Origin of the sequence: Nonomuraea composti, from assembly GCF_012034275.1 — a bacterium.
GTDB classification, from domain to species: domain Bacteria; phylum Actinomycetota; class Actinomycetes; order Streptosporangiales; family Streptosporangiaceae; genus Nonomuraea; species Nonomuraea composti.
The window spans coordinates 162,446-181,731 of record NZ_JAATEP010000012.1; the positions used below are offsets into that span (position 1 = coordinate 162,446).

The 19,286-nt window shown below is 68.8% G+C and carries 21 protein-coding genes; 7 read left to right on the forward strand and 14 right to left on the reverse strand.

Going from position 1 to position 19,286, the window contains the following annotated elements; genetic code table 11:
- Positions 1-47 precede the first annotated feature (47 nt).
- On the forward strand, positions 48-1,520 hold the full coding sequence (locus HCN51_RS19160; protein ID WP_240972987.1) for an APC family permease: 1,473 nt from the start codon (positions 48-50) through the stop codon (positions 1,518-1,520).
- On the opposite strand, the gene HCN51_RS19165 is transcribed toward HCN51_RS19160, so the two are convergent.
- The 7 genes from HCN51_RS19165 to rpsF form a co-directional block, all read right to left on the reverse strand.
- Positions 1,517-2,260, reverse strand: coding sequence for an amino acid ABC transporter ATP-binding protein (locus tag HCN51_RS19165; protein WP_080044194.1), 744 nt, complete (start codon positions 2,258-2,260; stop codon positions 1,517-1,519). The two genes, HCN51_RS19160 and HCN51_RS19165, sit on opposite strands and share 4 nt — an antisense overlap.
- Positions 2,257-3,096, reverse strand: coding sequence for an amino acid ABC transporter permease (locus HCN51_RS19170; RefSeq protein WP_168010906.1), 840 nt, complete (start codon positions 3,094-3,096; stop codon positions 2,257-2,259). The genes HCN51_RS19165 and HCN51_RS19170 overlap by 4 nt, the downstream gene beginning before the upstream one ends.
- On the reverse strand, positions 3,093-3,950 hold the full coding sequence (locus HCN51_RS19175) for an ABC transporter substrate-binding protein (protein ID WP_168010907.1): 858 nt from the start codon (positions 3,948-3,950) through the stop codon (positions 3,093-3,095). The genes HCN51_RS19170 and HCN51_RS19175 overlap by 4 nt, the downstream gene beginning before the upstream one ends.
- Positions 3,951-4,240: 290 nt before the next feature.
- Positions 4,241-4,687 (reverse strand): 50S ribosomal protein L9, encoded by a 447-nt coding sequence (gene rplI, locus HCN51_RS19180; protein ID WP_080044191.1) that lies wholly within the window; start codon positions 4,685-4,687, stop codon positions 4,241-4,243.
- Between the two features lie 14 nt (positions 4,688-4,701).
- Entirely contained in the window at positions 4,702-4,938 is a 237-nt protein-coding gene (rpsR, locus tag HCN51_RS19185; RefSeq protein ID WP_020543048.1) for a 30S ribosomal protein S18, read from the reverse strand.
- Between the two features lie 64 nt (positions 4,939-5,002).
- Positions 5,003-5,557, reverse strand: coding sequence for a single-stranded DNA-binding protein (locus HCN51_RS19190; protein ID WP_168010908.1), 555 nt, complete (start codon positions 5,555-5,557; stop codon positions 5,003-5,005).
- Positions 5,558-5,635: 78 nt separating this feature from the next.
- Positions 5,636-5,926 carry a 30S ribosomal protein S6 gene (gene rpsF, locus HCN51_RS19195; protein WP_080044189.1) on the reverse strand — a complete coding sequence of 97 codons (291 nt, stop codon included), beginning with the start codon at positions 5,924-5,926 and terminating at the stop codon, positions 5,636-5,638.
- A 193-nt stretch (positions 5,927-6,119) separates the two neighbouring features.
- On the opposite strand from rpsF, the gene HCN51_RS19200 reads away from it, so the two are divergent.
- Complete coding sequence (locus tag HCN51_RS19200; RefSeq protein WP_230465703.1) at positions 6,120-6,437, forward strand: hypothetical protein; 318 nt, start codon at positions 6,120-6,122, stop codon at positions 6,435-6,437.
- Positions 6,438-6,494: 57 nt separating this feature from the next.
- Here the strand turns inward: HCN51_RS19200 and HCN51_RS19205 are convergent, their stop codons facing one another.
- A complete protein-coding gene (locus HCN51_RS19205) occupies positions 6,495-6,671 on the reverse strand; it encodes a hypothetical protein (RefSeq protein WP_168010909.1) in 177 nt (58 codons plus the stop codon).
- 77 nt (positions 6,672-6,748) lie between these two features.
- Between HCN51_RS19205 and HCN51_RS19210 the strand changes: the two genes are divergently transcribed.
- Complete coding sequence (locus HCN51_RS19210; RefSeq protein WP_206067190.1) at positions 6,749-7,492, forward strand: deoxyribonuclease IV; 744 nt, start codon at positions 6,749-6,751, stop codon at positions 7,490-7,492.
- Positions 7,493-7,586: 94 nt separating this feature from the next.
- On the opposite strand, the gene HCN51_RS19215 is transcribed toward HCN51_RS19210, so the two are convergent.
- From HCN51_RS19215 to HCN51_RS19230, 4 genes are all read right to left on the reverse strand, one after another.
- Complete coding sequence (locus tag HCN51_RS19215; protein ID WP_168010910.1) at positions 7,587-8,651, reverse strand: mannosyltransferase family protein; 1,065 nt, start codon at positions 8,649-8,651, stop codon at positions 7,587-7,589.
- On the reverse strand, positions 8,648-9,970 hold the full coding sequence (locus HCN51_RS19220) for a glycosyltransferase 87 family protein (RefSeq protein WP_168010911.1): 1,323 nt from the start codon (positions 9,968-9,970) through the stop codon (positions 8,648-8,650). Before HCN51_RS19220 ends, HCN51_RS19215 begins: the two co-directional genes overlap by 4 nt.
- Positions 9,967-12,528, reverse strand: a complete 2,562-nt coding sequence (locus HCN51_RS19225) for a transglycosylase domain-containing protein (RefSeq protein ID WP_168010912.1) — start codon at positions 12,526-12,528, stop codon at positions 9,967-9,969. Before HCN51_RS19225 ends, HCN51_RS19220 begins: the two co-directional genes overlap by 4 nt.
- A 231-nt stretch (positions 12,529-12,759) precedes the next feature.
- A complete protein-coding gene (locus tag HCN51_RS19230) occupies positions 12,760-13,200 on the reverse strand; it encodes a DUF5318 family protein (RefSeq protein ID WP_335673908.1) in 441 nt (146 codons plus the stop codon).
- Positions 13,201-13,279: 79 nt separating this feature from the next.
- Here HCN51_RS19230 and HCN51_RS19235 point away from each other — a divergent pair, with 79 nt between their 5' ends.
- Together HCN51_RS19235 and HCN51_RS19240 are read left to right on the forward strand one after the other, a co-directional pair.
- Positions 13,280-13,870 carry a PadR family transcriptional regulator gene (locus HCN51_RS19235; RefSeq protein WP_080044183.1) on the forward strand — a complete coding sequence of 197 codons (591 nt, stop codon included), beginning with the start codon at positions 13,280-13,282 and terminating at the stop codon, positions 13,868-13,870.
- 13 nt (positions 13,871-13,883) lie between these two features.
- On the forward strand, positions 13,884-14,963 hold the full coding sequence (locus HCN51_RS19240; RefSeq protein WP_168010913.1) for an inositol-3-phosphate synthase: 1,080 nt from the start codon (positions 13,884-13,886) through the stop codon (positions 14,961-14,963).
- A 279-nt stretch (positions 14,964-15,242) separates the two neighbouring features.
- Here the strand turns inward: HCN51_RS19240 and idi are convergent, their stop codons facing one another.
- Positions 15,243-15,827 carry an isopentenyl-diphosphate Delta-isomerase gene (gene idi / locus HCN51_RS19245; RefSeq protein WP_168010914.1) on the reverse strand — a complete coding sequence of 195 codons (585 nt, stop codon included), beginning with the start codon at positions 15,825-15,827 and terminating at the stop codon, positions 15,243-15,245.
- A 108-nt stretch (positions 15,828-15,935) separates the two neighbouring features.
- Here idi and HCN51_RS19250 point away from each other — a divergent pair, with 108 nt between their 5' ends.
- Entirely contained in the window at positions 15,936-17,222 is a 1,287-nt protein-coding gene (locus HCN51_RS19250) for an MFS transporter (RefSeq protein ID WP_080044181.1), read from the forward strand.
- Here HCN51_RS19250 and HCN51_RS19255 read toward each other — a convergent pair.
- A complete protein-coding gene (locus HCN51_RS19255) occupies positions 17,202-18,602 on the reverse strand; it encodes a CCA tRNA nucleotidyltransferase (RefSeq protein ID WP_168010915.1) in 1,401 nt (466 codons plus the stop codon). The genes HCN51_RS19250 and HCN51_RS19255 overlap by 21 nt on opposite strands.
- 151 nt (positions 18,603-18,753) lie before the next feature.
- Here HCN51_RS19255 and HCN51_RS19260 point away from each other — a divergent pair, with 151 nt between their 5' ends.
- Positions 18,754-19,278, forward strand: a complete 525-nt coding sequence (locus tag HCN51_RS19260) for an aminoacyl-tRNA deacylase (RefSeq protein WP_168010916.1) — start codon at positions 18,754-18,756, stop codon at positions 19,276-19,278.
- Positions 19,279-19,286: the final 8 nt, after the last annotated feature.

The window sequence follows — 19,286 nt, forward strand, 5'->3', positions numbered from 1 at the left end:
TCCAATAGGTGAGACATTGTGGGCGAGTTCCCTGAGCGGGGTGTTCCTTGTCCACAATTCTGCGAAGACTGCCGCCTTCGGAGGCGACCGGCCTGCGTACCGGCGCCCGCCACAGCTTGGCCGAGGTCTACCGGCCCGCCGACCTGGTCGTGCTCGGGCTCGGAGTGATGATCGGCGCGGGCATCTTCAGCATCGCCGGGGAGCAGGCGGCCACCACCGCGGGCCCCGGCGTGATCCTCTCGTTCATGATCGCGGGCATCGCGTGCCTGCTCGCCTGCCTGTGCTACGCCGAGCTGTCGTCCACGATGCCGGTCTCCGGCAGCGCCTACACCTTCACGTACGTCATCTTCGGCGAGGTCTGGGCGTGGATCATCGGCTGGGCGCTCATCCTGGAGCTGCAGTTCGCCGCCGCGGTGGTGGCCAGGGCGTGGGCCGCGATCGCGGTCGGGGCGATCGAGCACTTCGGCGTGCGGGTGCCCGCCGCGAATCTCGTCCAGGACGTCCTCGTGCTCGTCATCCTGGTGCTGCTCACCGGCGTCGTGGCGCTCGGCGCGCGGGTCGGGCTGCGCGCCCTGTGGATCATGGTGTCGGCCAAGCTGCTGGCCATCGGCGCGGTCATCGTGGTCGGCGTGACGCACATCGACGTGGCCAACTTCGGCGACTTCTTCGTCCCGCCGAAGACGCTGGCCACGGCCCCGGCGACGGTGCTGGAGACCTTCATCGGGGAGGGGCACGCGTTCGGCTGGTTCGGCATCTTCGCGGCGGCCTCGGCCATCGCGTTCGCCTACATCGGCTTCGACATCGTGGCCACCTCCGCCGAGGAGACCGTGAACGCGCCCAAGGCCGTGCCGAAGGGCATGATCCGCAGCCTGGTGCTCGCCACCGTCATCTACCTCGCGGTGGCGCTGGTGATGGTGGGCATGGTGCCGTATACGAAGATCTCCCCACAGACGCCACTGGCCGGTGCGTTCCGCGCGGTCGGCGTGGACTGGATGGTGCACGTCATCGACGTGGGCGCCGTGCTGGGGCTGACCACGGTCATCCTGGTGCTGATCGTCGGGCAGACGCGGGTGCTGTTCTCGATGGCCCGCGACGGGCTCATCCCGCGCCGCCTGGCCACGGTGAGCCGCCGCTACCACACGCCCACGCGGGTGACGCTGGTGATCGGGCTGGTGGCGATCGTGCTGGCCGAGTTCGTGCCGGTGCTGACGATGCAGCAGCTCGTGGTCATCGGGACGCTGTTCGCGTTCGCGTTCGTGGCGGCCGGGGTGATCGTGATGCGCCGGCGCATGCCGCACCTCGAACGAGGCTTCCGCGTGCCGCTGTCGCCGCTGCTGCCCGCCCTGTCGCTGGTGGCCACCCTCTGGCTGATGGTGAACCTGCGGGTGCTGACCTGGGCGTGGTTCGCCCTGTGGATGGCCTTCGGCCTCCTCGTCTACCTCGTGTACGGCCGCCGCCACAGCCTCCTGGCCCGCCCGAACACCCCCGCCCGGCCGCCCCAGGGACGGCACCGGCGCTAGAACCGCCCCGACTCCAGCACGCTGCGCAGGAACTCCTGGGTGCGCGGCTGCTCCGGCGCGGTGAAGATCTGCTCGGGCGGGCCCTTCTCCACCAGCACGCCGCCGTCGAGGAAGCACACCTGATCCGAGATGTCGCGGCAGAAGCCCATCTCGTGAGTCGTCAGGATCATCGTCATGCCCGACTCCTTGAGCTCCCTGATGATCTGCAGCACCTCGACCACGAGCTGCGGATCGAGCGCCGAGGTCACCTCGTCGAGCAGCATCAGCCTGGGCTGCGTGGCCAGCGCCCGGATGATCGCCACCCGCTGCTGCTGGCCACCGGAGAGCTGGTCGGGATACGCCTTCGCCTTGTTCGCCAGGCCGAACCTGGACAGCAACCCGTGGGCCTGCTCCTCCGCCTGCGCCCTGGCCACCCCGTGCACCTGGCGGGGGGCCAGCGTGATGTTGTCCAGCACGGTCATGTGCGGGAACAGGTTGAACGACTGGAAGACGATGCCGAGCCGCCGGCGCACCTGGTCGACGTTCGCCCGCGGGTCGGTGATCTCCTCGCCGTCGAGGTAGATGGCGCCGTCGTCCACCGTCTCCAGCAGGTTGACGCACCGCAGCAGCGTGGACTTGCCCGAGCCGGAGGCGCCGATAAGGCTCACCACCTCGTGGGGCTCCACCTCCAGGTCGATGCCGCGCAGGACGCTGTGACCGTGGAAGTTCTTCCAGACTCCGTCGATGGTCAGGACGCTCATGCTCCTCGCCTCCTGCGCGTGCGGGCCGCCAGGTGGTCGGTGAGCCTGGCCATCGGGATGGTGAGCAGGATGAAGATCAGCGCGGCGGCCAGGTAAGGCGTGTAGTCGAAGGTGTTGAACGTGTGCATCTGCGCCTGCCTGAGCGCCTCCAGCGGCCCGATCGTCGCCACCAGCGCCGTGTCCTTCTGCAACGAGACGAAGTCGTTCAGCAGCGGCGGCACGACCCTGCGGGTGGCCTGCGGCACCACCACGAACCGCATGGTCTTGGCGTGGCTCAGCCCGAGCGAGCGGGCCGCCGCCACCTGGCTGGGATGCACCGACTCGATGCCCGCACGGAACACCTCGGCCACGTACGCGCCGTAGGAGAGCGTCAGCGCGATGATGCCCAGCGTCGCCTTGTCGGACGGGATCCCCTGCAACTTCAGCGCCGGCAGTCCGAACCCGATCAGGTAGATCACCAGGATCGTCGGCACCCCGCGGAAGACGTCGGTGTAGAGCGTGGCCAGCGCCCTGATGGGGAAGAACGCCGGGCTCCTGATCCCCCTGGCCAGCGCGACCAGCAGGCCGATGACGAGGATCAGCACCTCGGAGATCACGAAGATCCTGATGTTGAGCAGGAATCCTTCCAGCACGTCCGGCAGCGCCGCGACGAACTGCTCACCGTCGAAGAACGTCTCCCGCACCCGGGGCCAGCCCGGAGAGTTGGTGATCCCCCAGACCACCAGCACGAGGAAGACGACCGTCGATGCCGTCGCGATCGAGGCCGAGCGGCGGGCACGTGACCTGCGGACCCGCTCCCGCTCGACCTGCCGCTCCGACTTGACCCATTCGCTCATCGCAGCTCGGGGGCGCCGGCCGCGGAGCCGAGCCACTGCTGCTCGATCTTGGCCAGCTCGCCCTTCGACTTCAGCGCGTCCACGGCCTTGTCCACGCACGGCTTGAGCGCGCTGCCCTTCTCCATCACCATGCCGAACTCCTCAGGGGTGCCGCCCGTCGAGCTGAACTGGCCCACGATCTTGGAGTTCTCCACCTGGGCGGCCGTCACGTAGAACGCCGTCGGCAGGTCCACGACCACCGCGTCCACCTGGTCGTTCTTCAGCGCGGTCACGACGTCGATCTGGTCGTTGAAGACGTCGGGGTCGTCGGCGGGCTTGATGACGTCCCGGACCGCGTTGAACGAGGTCGTGCCGACCTGCACGCCGATCTTGGCGTCCTTCAGCTCCGCCAGGCTCTTGGCCCCCGCGAACTTTCCCTTCTCGGAGACGACGACGGCCTGCTTGACCGTGTAGTAGCCCTTGCTGAAGTCGACCGCCTCCGCCCGCTCGGGCGTGATCGAGATCTGGTTGATGTCGAAGTCGAACTGCTTGTCACCCGGCGCGAACGCGGCGTCGAACTTCACGGTGCTCCACTGCACCTCACTACGGTCGAACCCCAGCTCCCCCGCCACGGCGAACGCCACCGCGCTCTCGAAGCCCTGCCCGTTGCTCGGGTCGTCGTTCTTGAACCAGGGCTCGAAAGCCGGCTTGTCGGTGCCGATCGTCAGCTTGCCCGGGTTGAGCAGCTTCAGCTGGTCCTTGGTGCAGGCGGTGGACGTCGTAGGAGCCGCCGAGGTGGCGGCCGTGTTGTCCACAGGCGCACAACCGACAACCGCCACGGCCAGAGCGAGCAGCATCAAGGGGCGAGTGGCCATGGCCGAGCCTCCAGGGGGAAAGGTGCAGAAGAACGACGGCATTCTACGCGGCCCGTACCGGGATTCCGGTGCGAGGGTGCCCCTCACCACGGCATACGGCCCACTTCGGGCTCGCGTAGCGGCGGCCCGCCGGTGACGGGTTCAGCGGGCGTTTCCTGGAGGGTCATCAGCCGGAGTACGGCGGGTGGAAAGCCATGGCCTGCCGTACATACGAAAAGGCCCCCGAAAAGGGAGGCTTGCCGCACATACGAAAAGGCCCCCCCGAAAAGGGAGGCCCTTCGTCTGTGAGGTCAGCCCGCGACGACTTCCACGTCGATGCCGGCGGCCACCTCCGGGTGGAGGCGGACAGTCACCCGGTGGGAGCCGACGCTCTTGATCGGGTTGACGATCTCGATGCGGCGGCGGTCGAGGATCGGGCCGCCGGCGGCCTTGACGGCCTCGGCGATGTCGCCCGTCGTGATCGAGCCGAACAGCCGGCCCGACTCGCCCGCGCGCGTGGTCAGCCGGACGCGCAGCGCGCCGAGCTGGCCGGCGACCTCCTTGGCGGTGCCGAGGTCGCGGATCTCGCGAGCGTCGCGAGCCTTGCGGATGGTCTCGATCTGCTTCTCGGCGCCCCGCGTCCAGCGCATGGCGTAGCCGCGCGGGATGAGGTAGTTACGGCCGTAGCCGTCCTTGACCTCGACGACGTCACCCGGGGTGCCGAGGCCGGAGACCTCGTTGGTGAGGATGAGCTTCATATCGACAGGCCTCCTTAGCGCGCGGTGCTCGTGTAAGGCAGCAGGGCCACCTCACGGGCGTTCTTGATCGCGGTCGCCACGTCGCGCTGGTGCTGGGTGCAGTTGCCCGTCACCCGGCGCGCACGGATCTTGCCGCGGTCGGAGATGAACTTCCGCAGCAGCGCCGTGTCCTTGTAGTCGACGTAGGAGATCTTGTCGTGGCAGAACAGGCAAACCTTCTTCTTGGGCTTGCGCAGTGCCGGCTTTGCCATCGTGGTGCTCCTTTCAGAGCCCCGCCTTCAGGGCGGGAATGGACTCGGGCTTTTCGGACTGGGTTTAGAAAGGCGGCTCGTCGCTGAAGTCGCTGCCGCCGCCGAAGCCGCCGCCGCCCTGCTGGCCGCCGCCGCCGTAACCGCCGCCACCGCCCTGGAAGCCGCCGCCCTGAGGCGGGGCGGGCGTGGCGGAGGCCCACGGGTCGTCGGCCGGGCCGCCACCGAACCCGCCGCCACCGCCGCCGCCCTGACGGGAGGTGCGGTTGACCTTGGCGGTGGCGTTACGCAGGGACGGGCCGACCTCGTCGACCTCGACCTCGTAGACCGTGCGCTTCTCGCCTTCCTTGGTCTCGTAGGACCGCTGCTTGAGCCGCCCCTGCACGATGACCCGCATGCCGCGCTGGAGGCTCTCGGCGGCGTTCTCCGCCGCCTGCCTCCAGACGTTGCAGGTCAGGAAGAGGCTCTCGCCGTCTTTCCACTCGTTGGTCTGACGATCCATGAACCGCGGAGTGGACGCGATGCGGAATCGAGCCACCGCTTGCCCCGTCGGGGTGAAGCGCAGCTCCGGGTCGTCGACGAGGTTGCCGACGATGGTGATTACGGTGTCGCCTGCTGCCATGGCTAGCGCTCGCCTTCCTGCACGCCTTCGCTTGGGTTACGGCTCAGAGTACGGGGCTGCTCCGACAAAAGCCGGAGGTTAGTGCACGTCCGGACGCAGGACCTTGGTGCGCAGGATGCCCTCGTTGAGGTTCATCTGCCGGTCGAGCTCCTTGACCGTCGCGGGCTCCGCGGACAGGTCGATGACGGCGTAGATGCCTTCGGACTTCTTGTCGATGTCGTAGGCGAGACGGCGACGGCCCCAGACGTCGACCTTCTCCACCGTGCCGCCGTCGTTGCGGACCACGCTGAGGAACTGGTCGAGGGACGGCGCGACGGTGCGCTCATCGAGCGAAGGGTCCAGAATGACCATTACTTCGTAACGACGCATGCGGGACTCCTACCTCCTCTGGACTCTTGCGGTCACGACACTCTGCCGTGACAGGAGGACGCTGACGTCTTGACCCGGGCTGCCCCTTTCGGCACCCCGAGGGTGATGGGGCACCCATCACAACGCAGCGTGCCCCAGGTTACCAGCCGTGGATAGGTGGGAAGGCCTGTAGGAAACCAAGGGGGTGGTGGCTGTGCCACATGTGCTTCAGCCCTCCGAAAGGGAGCGGTTCAGGCTCACGCTCAACCCGGACGGTCGTCCGCATCCGGTGGAGAACATCCTGGCCATCGTCACGCTCGTCTGCGGTGTGGTCGCCTTCGTCTCGACGTTCTGGACCTCGGCGCACATGATCGGGTCGTGGGTCGGCACGCTGGGCTTCGGCGTCGGCCTCTACTCGCAGTACGTCTCCGCCACGACGCCGCAGCGCTCACTCAACATCATCGGCCTCGTGGGATCGTTCGTGGGCGCCGCGCTGGGCATCGCCCACGGCGGTTTCCTCCCCCACTCGTGAGCACCCCGCGCATGAGCAACGGCCCCGGTTCGCCGGGGCCGTTTCATATGTGTGGCTCTACCCGATGTGCAGGTCGATGCCGAGCAGGACCAGGAACCAGAGGAACACCGCGAGCAAAGCCTCCGCGACATCCCGGAGCAGCCCCGGAGTGATGTAGTCGTACACCCAGGCGACGTAGATGCCCACGACGACGTAGACGAGAACGATCAGCGCCCGTAAGCGCCAGCGGCTCATATGTGTTCTCCTCAGGAGTAGGGGGTGCTCCCGCGACTGCCCTGAGCTGCTGATGCCAAACGGATAAGCTCGGTGACATGGTGCTAATCGGAGCTCATGTCGATCAGGACGACCCCGCCGCCCGCGCCGCGGAGGTGGGGGCCGAGGTGGTGCAGTTCTTCCTCGGCGACCCGCAGGGCTACGACAAGCCCGTGCTGCCGGCCAAGCCGGTCGAAGGGGTGGACGTCTACATCCACGCCCCCTACCTGATCAACGTGGCGACGACCAACAACCGCATCAGGATCCCCAGCCGCAAGCTGCTGGAGCAGCACCTGAAGGCGGCCGCGAGCCTCGGCGCCAAGGGGCTGATCGTGCACGGCGGCCACGTCAACAAGAGCGACGACCCCCAGAAGGGGTTCGACAACTGGCGCAAGGTGTTCGAGCGCATGGAGTGCCCCATCCCCGTGCTGATCGAGAACACCGCGGGCGGCGGCAACGCGATGGCCCGCAAGCTGGAGCGCATCGCCCGCCTGTGGGAGGCGCTCGACGGGTTCGACGTGGGCTTCTGCCTCGACACCTGCCACGCGCACGCCGGCGGCGAGGAACTGGTCGACGTGGTCGAGCGGGTCAAGGCCATCACCGGCCGCATCGACCTGGTGCACTGCAACGACTCGCGCGACGACTTCGACTCGGGCGCCGACCGGCACGCGAACCTGGGCCAGGGGAAGATCGATCCCGAGCTGATCCTGGAGGTCTGCCGGGCGGCGGGCGCGCCGATCGTGGTGGAGACGCCGGGCGAGGGTCAGGCGGAGGACATCGCCTTCCTGAGGAAGAACCTCTAGGAACTACACACAGCCTGTGGATAACTTCCCTGGATTACCGAGACGAGAAAGTGGGTAAGGGTGGTCGGCTCTGCTCAGCCGACGGCCGATCCCGTCAGCCGGCCCAGGCCCCGTCCAGGAATCTCGCGGTGTTGACCAGCATCAACGGCCCCGAGATCAGCCCGTACAGCACGAACACCCATGTCCGCCTGGTCGCGACCCTCGCGACCAGCACCCACAGCGGGAACCACAGCAGCAGCGAGCGCGGGATCGACAGGTAGTAAGCCGACGTCATCAGCGCCGCCGCCTGCGTCCCCGTGTAGACGGCCTCGCTCCACCGGCGCAGCACCAGCAGCCACACCAGCCCGGCCACGACCAGCACCGCCCCGGCGATCTCCATGCGGAAGGCCACCGCGAAGTCGCCCGACCCCATGGCCGAGCGCCACGTCGTCGCCCACGCCTGCCACGGCCAGGCGAAGTCGCGCCCCCATCCGGCCTCCTGCGCGTGCTTCCACGCCAGCCAGTCGCCGGTCCTGCCGTGCTGGTAGTACGAGTACGCGACCAGCGGCACGAACGGCACGGCCAGCCACCCGGCCTGCCGCCACGACTCCTTGCGCAGCACGAACTCCACGATGAGCGCGAGTGCGAGGAACAACCCCGTGATCCGCACGCACGACGCCCCCGCCGCCAGCAGCCCCGCCGACAGCCAGTTGCCCTGCCGGGCGGCCAGCCACGCCGGGATCGCGAAGGCCAGAAAGAGCGACTCGCTGTAGCCCGCCGCGAGGAACACCGCCATCGGGAAGAGCAGCAGCCCCAGCACGGCCATCCACCCGGAGGCGCCCTCGACCTCGGCCAGCCGGGCCAGCGCCAGCATCGCGACCGCGCCGGCGGCCAGCGAGACGAGCAGCCCGGCCGCGGCCCAGTCGGGCACCACGAGGTGCACCAGCCGCAGCACCGCCGGCAGCCCGGGGAAGAACGCGGGCAGCCCGTCGTCCGGCGGCTTGCCCGGCTCGCCGTCGTAGCCGTACTGGGCGATCGTGATGAACAGCGTGGCGTCCCACTTGCGCCACTTGTCGACGTACGCGCCCAGCCCGACGCCGAGCACCGTGGCGACGAGCAGCCCGGCCCGCGAGCCGAACCACAGCAGCAGCGCGTCCCGGCCGGCCGAGCGAGTGATCATCTCAGGGCGGACTGGAGGGTGAACCTGTCGGGGGCGTCGTCGAACACGCCGCCCGCCTGGTCGTCGATGTCGGCCTGCCGCACCACGTCCTTGTCGGGCCGCAGCACGTCACGCACGACGAACGCCATCATGATCCCGATCGTGATGATCCGGCCCCACACGGCGGTGAAGTACGTGTCGTCACCGATGCCCAGGTCGTCCCGGCTGAGCGGCGGCTGCGCGAGCAGGTAGAGCCAGATCGCGACGAAGTACCACACCTCCGCGAGCTGCCACAGCACCAGCGGCTTCCAGTTCGGCCTGGCCAGCACCGCGAACGGCACCAGCCACAACACGAACTGCGGCGACCACACCTTGTTCGTCATCATGAACGCGGCCAGCGCCAGGAAGCAGATCTGCGCCAGCCGGGGCCGGCGCGGCGCGGCCAGCGTCAGCACGGCGATGCCCAGGCACAGGATCGCCAGCGACACCATGCCGAGCTTGCTGACGTCGGCCTCGCCCAGCACGGGCCAGCCCTTGTTCTGGAAGAACAACCACGGCGAGCCCCAGTCCACCCCGCGCTCCTGGGAGAAGACGTAGAACCTGCGCCACCCCTCCCACGCGAAGACCATGAACGGCACGTTGACCACGAGCCACGCGCCCACCGCCGCGCCCAGCGTGACGAGGAACGGCCGCCACCGCGCCGTCCGCCACGTCAGCAGGAACAACGCGCCCAGGAACATCAGCGGGTAGAACTTCGTCGCGATCGCCAGTCCCAGCAGCACCCCGGCCGCCACCTGGCGCTGCCGCTTCCAGGCCAGCAGCATGCCCATGGACAGCGCGCCGGCCACCAGGTCCCAGTTGATGTAGGCGGCCAGCACCACGGCCGGCGAGATGGCGTACCAGAGCGGATCCCAGCGCCGCGTCGGGCCGGCCACCGCGGCCATCAGCAGCACACCCGCCACGAGGCAGACGCCGAGCAGGACCACCGTCAGGTCGTAGAAGCGCACCGCCTGCGACACGTGGTCGGGCTCCAGCGCGCGGGCGATCCAGCTGAACACCTGCATGACCTCGCCCAGCACCACCGGGTACTCGACCTGCTTGTCGAACGGCACGTGCGCGAAGTACGGGTTCTCGGTGGCCAGCGCCCGGTCGAAGTACAGAGGGTAGATGTCGGTGTAGCAGAAGTTCGTGTAGGTGGAGACCTGGTCGTTCCACCCGCCGGTGCGGCACGGGAGCCGCACCACGTACGCGAGGGTCGCCCCCAGGGCCGCGATCAGCCCCAGGGGCAGGTACGGCACGGCACGCGCCACCCAGGGGGCGCGTGCCTCGGTGCTCGTCACCGGTCCTCTGGTCTGGTCGACTTCGGTCGCTCGCCGCTGGCTCTGGGCTCGGGCACGGAGCCCTGGCCCGCCAGGCCCACGTCGTTGGGGTTGGTCTCGGAGAAGTCGTCGCCGGTGCTGTCGTCGCCCGTGCTCACGTCGTCGTCGGGAACGGTGGCGTCGTTGCCGTCGCAGCCGATGAGGCAGTCGTCGTTGCCGCTGCCGTCGTCGAACGGGTTGTCGGAGCCGAACGGGTTGTCGTCGCCCTCGGGCGTGGGCGTCGGCGTGGGGGTCGGGCTCGGCACGATGTTCTCCGGCACGCCCACCTCGGCCCGGTCGGGGAACTGCTCGACCGGCAGGTTCTCGTGGGCCATCTGCATGAACTTCTGCCAGGCGATCGTGGGCGGTCCGGCGCCCTCGAAACCGAGCGAGACCTCGTTGACCCTCGTGTACGGGTTGTTGTTGTTGTACTTCTTGCTGCCCTTGCGGAAGATCGGGCAGTTGGAGTGCTGCGGCGGGACGATCTTGCCCGTCTTGGTCACGCACTGCTCGCGGTAGAACCCGACCGCGGTCGAGATCTGCGGCGTGTAACCGACGAACCAGGCTTCCTTCTCGTCGTTGTTCGTGCCGGTCTTGCCGGCGGCCGGCCGGTTGCCCAGGCCCTTGCCCGCCGCGGTGCCGCCCGGCTGGAGCACCGCCTGCATGGCGACCGTGGCGTCGGCGGCGACGCCCGGGTCGATGACCGTCTTCCCGACGGCCTGCTCCGGGTAGGCGACCTTGCCGTTCTGCCTGACCTCCTGGACGACGTGGTACTTGGTGTACCTGCCGCCGTTGGCGAAGATCGAGTAGCCCGCGGCCTGCTCCACCGGCGTCACCAGCGCGCTGCCGATGGCGAACTGGTACTGGTGCTCCTCGACGTCGTCCTGCATGCGCTTCTCGTCGAAGCCGGCCGCCTCGACGAGGTTCTTGACGTCGTCGAGCTTGCCCGGCAGCGCGTACGCCATCGACACGTACGCGGTGTTGACCGACGCCGCGGTGGCCTTGACGACGTCCACGGCCGCGCCGACGTTGTGGCTGTTCCTGATGCCGCCCTTCTGCTGGCCCGGCAGCTCCTTCGGCACCGTCTGGTTGCCCGGCACGTAGCTCTTGAGCGACTTGCCGGCCTGCAGCCAGGCGGCCAGCACGTACGGCTTGAACGCGGACGCGGCCTGCTTGGTCGACTGGAAGGGTTCGTTCCACGGGTCGGTGAGGTAGTCGTCACCGCCGTAGAAGGCCAGCACCCGCCCGTTCTTCGGGTTCACCGCGGCCAGGCCGCCGTGGAACTCGGTGCCCAGGTTGTACGCCTGCATCGTGCTCTTCACGGCCGTCTGGGCGGCCTTCATGAGCTTCCTGTCGAAGGTCGAGACGATGTGGTAGCCGCCGCTCTTGATCTCGTCGGCGGTCAGGCCGCGGCCCTCCAGCTCCTTGAGCACCTCGTGGACCATGTAGCCGTTGAGCCCGCCCAGGCCGTCGCTGCCGGCGGAGGCGCGCGTCTTCGGGAACTTGGCGGTCTGCGGGAGGCTGCCGTACTTGTCCGGCCACAGCTCGGCCATGTTGGCGATGACCTGCTTGAAGCGGGCCTGGAGCGCCGGCGAGTTGTGGTCCCAGTTCGGCTGCTGGATGCGGGCGGCGAGGTAGGCGCCCTGCTCCGGGGTCAGGTTCGCGGCGGTGACCTTCTCCTTCTTGCCGGGGAAGTACGCCTTCGCGGCGGCCTCGACGCCGTACGCGCGGCCGAAGTTGATGGTGTTGAGGTAGGTCTCGAGAATCTTCTCCTTCGACATGGTCTCGTCGAGCTTGACCGCGACGAAGATCTCCTTGACCTTGCGCTGGATGGAGACTTCCTGGCTGAGGCCGTCGTAGTAGCCGCGGGCCATCTGCTGGGTGATCGTCGAGGCGCCCTGGAGCTGCTGCCCCGTCGCGGTCATCCACACCGAGCGGGCCATGCCCGAGATGGAGATGCCGGAGTCCTCCCAGAACGTCTTGTTCTCGATGGCCACCGCGGCGTTCCTGACGTCCTCGTCCATTTTGGTGAACGGGACGATCTCGCGCTTGAAGCCGAGCCTCGCGATCTCGGTCTTGCCGTCGCGGTAGTAGATGGTGCTCTGCTGGGCCGTGGCCTCGCTCTGCGCCGAGGTGGGGACCGGCGTGTTGGCGTACGCGACCATGATCATGCCGAACAGGCCGGCCGCGAGCACCACGACGCCCGCCACGACGATCTTCCAGCTCGGAAGGAACCTGCGCCAGCCGCCCCGCCCGCCGCCCTTCTTCGTCGGCGGGCCAGGGGGCTCGGGCGGCTCGCCCGAGCCGCGCCGGCGCGAACGGCGCGGCGCGTCGCTGACCATCGTCTCCTGGTTGCCGAGCGCGCGCGTCTCCTGACGGCCGCGGGAGCGCGGCGGCGGCTGCTCGGCGGGCCCGGCACCAGGATCGGCATGCGCGGCGCGCGGGTCGGGCCGGCCCACGATGCGCGTGTCCGCCTGCCCGGCCGCGCGCGGATCGGCGCGTCGCTGCGGGGGCGGCTCGTCGTACGGCTGCGCGGCCATGGCGCCCGTCTGCTCGTACGCCGCTTCAGGACGACGAGGCGGCTGGGCCGCACTCCAGTCCGGCTCACCGGTTTGGGGTGGAGAACTCTGGGGCACAGAACGGGATGAGTTGGATCGACGGCGCCTCCCCGGGCGGGCCGTCCCCTCATTCATGCTGTTACTCACACGTCCTCACAACGTCGTCGGAACATAAACGGCGGTCGGGCGTGGGCTCCTCGCCGCCCTCGGTTTTCACGCTTGTCCGGCGAGATCAGGCGGTCCGTTCCCGAGGACGTACGAAACCGTCAGGTGATTCCAGGAACAACCTTGGCAGACCTCGACAACGTACACCCGGAACTCATCGTAATCATGAGCCATGGCGATGAGATCTGATGTGACCTTTGCCTGACCGGCATGCCTTCCGAGAGCATCGCCGTACACATAGGTCACGTTGGTGACGTTCTCCTTTTCGCACACCGGGCAGGGGCGTTCGGTCGGCTCGCCGAAGTGGCGCGCCGCTCGAAGGAGGTAGGGCTGTGCGTCACAGACGTCACGGCGCGAAGCACGCCCCGAGCGCAGGGAGCGGACGACCGCCCGCTTGGCGAGGCCGTAATCCACCACCCTTCTCTGTGACCACATGAGCGCCAGACTACGGCGTTTTACGGGTTCATCCCAACGCCTTGGCAGATTCATAGATTGCGGCCATATAGCGCCCCGACGTATCTTGGGGATGTATCGGCTCGATACATCGACGCGAGAGGGGGCGGTTCCAGTGGCCAGCGGACAGGGCAGGGTCTTGGAACTGGCCGTGCTCGGGTCGCTGCACGAGACGCCGCTACACGGCTACGAGCTGCGCAAACGGCTCAACGCCCTGCTGGGGATGTTCCGTGCGTTCTCCTACGGGTCGCTGTACCCCTGTCTGCGATCACTTCTGGCTCAGGGCCTCATCGCCGAGGAGCAGCCCGCTCCGAGCGCGATCGTCGGCGGCAGGTCGAAGATCGTCTACAAGCTGACCGCCGAGGGCAAGGAACGCCTTCAGGACATGCTCACGCAGGCCGGTCCCTCCGCATGGGAGGACGAGAGCTTCGGCGTGCACTTCGCCTTCTTCCGCCACACGGAGGCCGAAGTGCGGCTGCGCATTCTCGAAGGCCGCCGTAGCCGGCTCGAGGAGCGCCTCGACGCGGTGCGTACCGCACTGGCGCGCACCAGGGAGCGCCTCGACAGCTACACCCTCGAGCTGCAACGCCACGGGCTCGAGTCCGTCGAACGCGAGGTGCGCTGGCTGAACGAGCTGATCGCAACGGAGCGTCGGGCCTCAACAGAGGAGAGGCCCGAAAGAGATACCACGTCAACTGATGAGTAAGGGAGCGAGTGCGATGGGTTCGGTTCGCGTGGCCATTGTCGGTGTCGGCAACTGCGCGTCGTCGCTGGTCCAGGGCGTTCACTACTACAAGGACGCAGATCCGGACACACGGGTCCCGGGCCTGATGCACGTGAAGTTCGGCGACTACCACGTCGGCGACGTCGAGTTCGTCGCCGCCTTCGACGTGGACGCCAAGAAGGTCGGCCGCGACCTGTCCGAGGCGATCGTCGCCAGCGAGAACAACACGATCAAGATCTGCGACGTCCCGCCCACCGGCGTCACGGTGCAGCGTGGCCACACCTTCGACGGCCTTGGCGAGTTCTACCGCGAGATCATCGAGGAGTCCGACGAGGCGCCCGTCGATGTCGTCCAGGTGCTGCGTGACAACCAGGTCGACGTCCTCGTGTCGTACCTGCCCGTCGGGTCGGAGGAGGCCGACCGCTTCTACGCGCAGTGCGCCATCGACGCCAAGGTGGCGTTCGTCAACGCGCTGCCGGTCTTCATCGCCTCCGACCCCGAATGGGCCGAGAAGTTCACCGAGGCCGGCGTGCCGATCGTCGGCGACGACATCAAGTCGCAGGTCGGCGCCACCATCACGCACCGCGTCATGGCCAAGCTGTTCGAGGACCGCGGGGTCGAGCTGCTGCGCACGTACCAGCTCAACTTCGGCGGCAACATGGACTTCATGAACATGCTGGAGCGCAAGCGGCTCCAGTCCAAGAAGATCTCCAAGACGCAGTCCGTCACCTCCCAGATCCCCCACGAGATGGGCAAGGCCGACGTGCACATCGGGCCGTCCGACCACGTGCCGTGGCTCGACGACCGCAAGTGGGCGTACGTGCGGCTGGAAGGGCGCTCCTTCGGCGACACGCCGCTGAACCTGGAGTACAAGCTCGAGGTGTGGGACTCGCCGAACTCGGCGGGCATCATCATCGACGCCGTACGCGCCGCCAAGATCGCCCTCGACCGGGGCATCGGCGGGCCCATCCTGTCCGCCTCCTCGTACTTCATGAAGTCGCCGCCGAAGCAGTTCTCGGACGACGAGGCTCGCGAGTACGTCGAGAAGTTCATCCGCGGCGAGGTCGAGCGCTGACCCACCCGACCCGCTGATCCTCCGTCGGCGCCGCGCCCCCACCGCCCGGGGGCGCGGCGCCTTCGCGTCCGACGCGTCGCACGCAAGCCGCCCAGGGCAGGGCGCGCAGCACGGCGGCGCTTCAGTCCGCCGCTCGCGTGGGCGCCGCATCTCCGGCACGCGCCGAGCCACTTCCGCGGTGCGGCGAGCGGTGCCCGCGCCAAGCGCGACGTGCCGGACGCGAGGCGCGAGGTCCTCCGTGTCGACGTGAGCGACGGGCGAGGCGGGAGGGCCGTGGGGTCAGGGGCGGGCTGCTGGGGGGAGGTCGGAGGGGGAGGCGGGTTGCCAGGCGAGCGGGTCGGAGCCGAGCTCGGCCAGAAGCGGCACCTGCTCCCTGCACCACGGCGAGATCGCCAGCAGCCCGTTCTGGGCGCCTTCGGCGAACTCCTTCCACGGCATCCAGCACGTCTCGGCCACCTCGTCCGGGTTGGGGGTGGCGGGCGAGCCGACGGTGACGCGGTAGACGGGGCAGAGCTCGTGCTCGACGATGCCGTTGGCCATTTCGGCGCGGTAGGAGAAGGCGGGCAGCATGAGGTCGGCGCTTTCGGCGGTGAGCCCCAGCTCGTAGGAGAGCCGCCGCACCACGGCACGGTCGACGGGCTCGCCGGGCAGGGGGTGACCGCAGCAGCTGTTGGTCCAGACGCTCGGCCAGGTGATCTTGTGGTCGGCCCTCTTGGTGAGCAGCACGCGGCCTTCGTGGTCGAAGACGTAGCTGGAGAAGGCCAGGTGGAGGGGGGTTTCGCGGCCGTGCACCGACGTCTTGGGCGCGGTGCCGAGCGCGCGCCCGGCCGGGTCGACCAGCACAACGTGTTCCTCAGTCGTCACGCTATGAAGCGTACGAGATCGTGTGTCCCGCCCGGAACCCCGTGCACACCTGCGGTACCAACCGTTTGTCGCATCCTAAACGAGGAGGAGCGGGGCTAGGCTGGCGGCGTGTCTTTTGTCGCCGATCTCCGCGTGGTCCTGCGGGGCCGGGACTTCAGAAGGTTGTTCAGCACCCGGCTGGTCTCCCAGTTCTCCGACGGGATCTTCCAGTTCGGGGTGACCGGGTTCGCCTTCTTCAGCCCCGAGAGCCAGACCACCGCGCTCGAAGTGGCCGCCGGGCTGGCCGTGCTGCTGTTGCCGTACAGCGTGCTCGGGCCTTTCGTCGGCGTCTTCATCGACCGATGGTCGCGGCGGCAGATCCTGGTGGTGGCGCCGTTCATCAGGGGCGTGCTGCTGCTGCTCGCGGCGGGGCTGGTGGCCGCGGACGTGCCGGACGCGTGGTTCTACGGGGCGGCGCTGGCGGTGCTGGGCGTCAACCGGTTCTTCCTGGCGGCGCTGGGCGCGTCGCTGCCGCACGTGGTGCCGCCGGAGCGGCTGATCGCGGCGAACGCGGTGGTGCCGACGTCGGGCACGGTGGCCACGTTCGTGGGCGCGGGGCTGGGGTTCCTGCTGCGGGAGATCTTCGGCGGCTCGGATCCGGGGGTGGCGCTGTTGCTGGTCACGTCGGGTGTGGTGTTCGCGTTGAGCGCGCTGGTGGCGCGGACGATGGACCGTCAGCTGCTCGGCCCGTGGCCCGACCCGAACCGGCCGCAGGCGCGCCAGGCGCTGCGCAACGTCGTCACGGGGCTGGCCGACGGCGCCAGGCACCTGGTGGGGCACCGGGTGGCGGCGGCGACGATGGGCGCGATGGCCACGCACCGGTTCCTGTTCGGCATGTGCACCGCGCTCGGCATCATCCTCTACCGCTACTACTTCACCGACGGTGACGCCGACGCGGCGCTGCGCGGCATCGGCCTGGTCGTGGTCGCCGCCGGCATCGGCACGGCGCTGGCGGTGGTCATCACCCCGTACACGACCGAGCGGTTCGGGATCGAGCGCTGGGTGCAGATCGCGCTGGTCGCGGCCGGGGTGCTGACGGCGGCGCTGGTGCTGCCGTTCCAGGAGTGGGGGCTGCCGGTGGCGGGGTTCGTGCTGGGGCTGGCCGGGCAGAGCGTGAAGATCTGCGCCGACACGACCGTCCAGCGCGACGTGGAGGACATCTACCGGGGCCGCGCGTTCTCGATCTACGACATGCTGTTCAACGGCATGTACGTGCTCGCCGCGGCCCTTTCCGCGGCCATCCTGCCGCCCGACGGCAAGTCGTACGTGGCGGTGGTGATCATCTCGCTCGGCTACCCCGTGGCGGCGCTCGCCTACCGGATGATCACCGCCAGGTCACGCACCGAGGTCGTTTGACCGGGCCCACTCCAGCAGCGCCGCCGTGACGGCCTCCTTGCCCAGCACGCCCTTGTCGAGCCTGAGGTCGAGCAGGAACTTGTAGGCCCGCCCCACCACCGGCCCCGGCCCCACGCCCAGCACCTGCTGGATCTCGTTGCCGTCGAGCTCGGGGCGGATCTTGGCCAGCTCCTCCTCCTCGGCGAGCCTCGCGATGCGCTCCTCAAGGTGGTCGTAGGTGCGTGACAGCGCCGCCGCCTTGCGCTTGTTGCGCGTGGTGCAGTCGGCCCTGGTCAGCTTGTGCAGGCGGGTCAGCAAGTGGCCGGCGTCGCGCACGTAGCGGCGCACGGCGCTGTCGGTCCACTCCCCCGTGCCGTAGCCGTGGAAGCGCAGGTGCAGCTCCACCAGCCGGGAGACGTCGGAGACGACGTCCTTGGGGAACTTCAGCTCGGTCATGCGCTTCTTCGTGAGCTGCGCGCCGACCACCTCGTGGTGGTGGAAGGAGACGCGGCCGCCGGCCTCGTGGCGGCGCGTCTTGGGCTTGCCGACGTCGTGCATGATCGCCGCCCAGCGCAGGATCCGGTCGGGCTTGCCGTCCTCCTCCTGCGCGATGGCCTGGTCGAGGACGGTGAGCGAGTGCTCGTAGACGTCCTTGTGGCGGTGGTGCTCGTCGATCTCCAGGCGCAGCTTCGGCAGCTCGGGCAGCACGTGGGCGGCCAGGCCGGTCTCCACGAGCAGGCGCAGACCCTCGCGCGGGTTGGCGCCGCAGATCAGCTTGTCGAGCTCGTCGCGGATGCGCTCGGCCGAGACGATCTCGATGCGCTCGGCCATCTCCGTCATCGCGGTCACGGCCCGCGGGTCGACGGTGAACCCGAGCTGCGAGGCGAACCTGGCGGCCCGCAGCATGCGCAGCGGGTCGTCGCCGAAGGACTGCTCGGGGGTGCCGGGCGTGCGCAGCAGGCGGGCCCGCAGGTCGCCGAGGCCGCCGTACGGGTCGACGAACTCGTGGCCGGGCAGGCGTACCGCCATCGCGTTGACCGCGAAGTCGCGCCGCTCCAGGTCGGCGTCGAGCGTCTCGCCGTACATGACCTCGGGCTTGCGGGACTTGGGGTCGTAGGACTCGCTGCGGTAGGTGGTGATCTCGATCAGCCAGCTCCCCTTGCGCAGGCCCACCGTGCCGAAGTCGATGCCGATCGTCCACACGGAGTCGGCCCAGCCCCTGACGATCTCCAGCACCCGCTCGGGGCGCGCGTCGGTGGTCAGGTCGAGGTCGTTGCCGATGCGGCCGAGCAGGAGGTCGCGTACGGGACCACCGACGAGGGCCAGCTCATGGCCCCGGTCGGCGAACAGGCGGCCGAGCTCGTCGGCCACGGGAGCGATCTTGCGGAACAGGTCGTTCATGGCCCGCTGCTGGCTTTCGGTCAAGGTTGAGTCGGACAAACTGAGTCGGCCTTCTGCTTCCGGAACATATCCCCCGAGCCACACCAGGTCCGGGTTACCGTCGGTCAAGGGACGACCGTCGGGGGCCATGGACTGAGGCAAGGAGGACTATATGAAGGACGCCCTCGCGATCCACCGCTGGCTCCTCGCACACCAGGTCCATCATGAGATCGTACGCCTTCCGCGTCCCATGACATGCGCGGAAGAGCTGCCGGAGGCGGTCTCCGCCGCCCCTGAGCGGTGCCTGATGGTCACAGTGCTCGAAGTCACCACCTGGGTCGGCCGCGAGGTCGTCGTCGGGGTCACCTCCCCCGTCTCCTCGCCGCCGCGTCCCGGAGCCCTCGGCGGATTGCTCCGCGCGCGCCAGGTACGCCCCGCGCCGGCGCACGTGATCAACGCCACCACGGACTACGCCTGCGGGCTGGTGTGCCCGCTGCTGCTGCCCGAGTCGCTGCCGATGTTCATCGACGACCGGCTGCTGGCCGACACCGAGCCGTTCTTCACCGCCACGGGCGAGCGCCATACGGCCCTGTCGATGCGCTCGCTCGACCTGCTGGCCGTTCTCCCAGGCAAGATGGTGGACCTACGCGGTTCGCGCGCGAGAGGAGCGCGCGTGGCGGTCGCGCGACGGCACTGAGCCCGTAC

What these genes read in the sequence shown, in the direction of transcription:
- HCN51_RS19165 (WP_080044194.1), bottom strand. Translation starts at nt 2,260, where the DNA reads ATGAGCGTCCTGACCATCGACGGAGTCTGGAAGAACTTCCACGGTCAC.
- HCN51_RS19225 (WP_168010912.1), bottom strand. Translation starts at nt 12,528, where the DNA reads ATGGCCGCGCAGCCGTACGACGAGCCGCCCCCGCAGCGACGCGCCGAT.
- rplI (WP_080044191.1), bottom strand. Translation starts at nt 4,687, where the DNA reads ATGAAGCTCATCCTCACCAACGAGGTCTCCGGCCTCGGCACCCCGGGT.
- HCN51_RS19260 (WP_168010916.1), top strand. Translation starts at nt 18,754, where the DNA reads ATGAAGGACGCCCTCGCGATCCACCGCTGGCTCCTCGCACACCAGGTC.
- HCN51_RS19215 (WP_168010910.1), bottom strand. Translation starts at nt 8,651, where the DNA reads ATGATCACTCGCTCGGCCGGCCGGGACGCGCTGCTGCTGTGGTTCGGC.
- HCN51_RS19190 (WP_168010908.1), bottom strand. Translation starts at nt 5,557, where the DNA reads ATGGCAGCAGGCGACACCGTAATCACCATCGTCGGCAACCTCGTCGAC.
- HCN51_RS19170 (WP_168010906.1), bottom strand. Translation starts at nt 3,096, where the DNA reads ATGAGCGAATGGGTCAAGTCGGAGCGGCAGGTCGAGCGGGAGCGGGTC.
- HCN51_RS19205 (WP_168010909.1), bottom strand. Translation starts at nt 6,671, where the DNA reads ATGAGCCGCTGGCGCTTACGGGCGCTGATCGTTCTCGTCTACGTCGTC.
- rpsR (WP_020543048.1), bottom strand. Translation starts at nt 4,938, where the DNA reads ATGGCAAAGCCGGCACTGCGCAAGCCCAAGAAGAAGGTTTGCCTGTTC.
- rpsF (WP_080044189.1), bottom strand. Translation starts at nt 5,926, where the DNA reads ATGCGTCGTTACGAAGTAATGGTCATTCTGGACCCTTCGCTCGATGAG.
- HCN51_RS19230 (WP_335673908.1), bottom strand. Translation starts at nt 13,200, where the DNA reads ATGAATCTGCCAAGGCGTTGGGATGAACCCGTAAAACGCCGTAGTCTG.
- HCN51_RS19240 (WP_168010913.1), top strand. Translation starts at nt 13,884, where the DNA reads ATGGGTTCGGTTCGCGTGGCCATTGTCGGTGTCGGCAACTGCGCGTCG.
- HCN51_RS19175 (WP_168010907.1), bottom strand. Translation starts at nt 3,950, where the DNA reads ATGGCCACTCGCCCCTTGATGCTGCTCGCTCTGGCCGTGGCGGTTGTC.
- HCN51_RS19255 (WP_168010915.1), bottom strand. Translation starts at nt 18,602, where the DNA reads ATGAACGACCTGTTCCGCAAGATCGCTCCCGTGGCCGACGAGCTCGGC.
- HCN51_RS19210 (WP_206067190.1), top strand. Translation starts at nt 6,749, where the DNA reads ATGGTGCTAATCGGAGCTCATGTCGATCAGGACGACCCCGCCGCCCGC.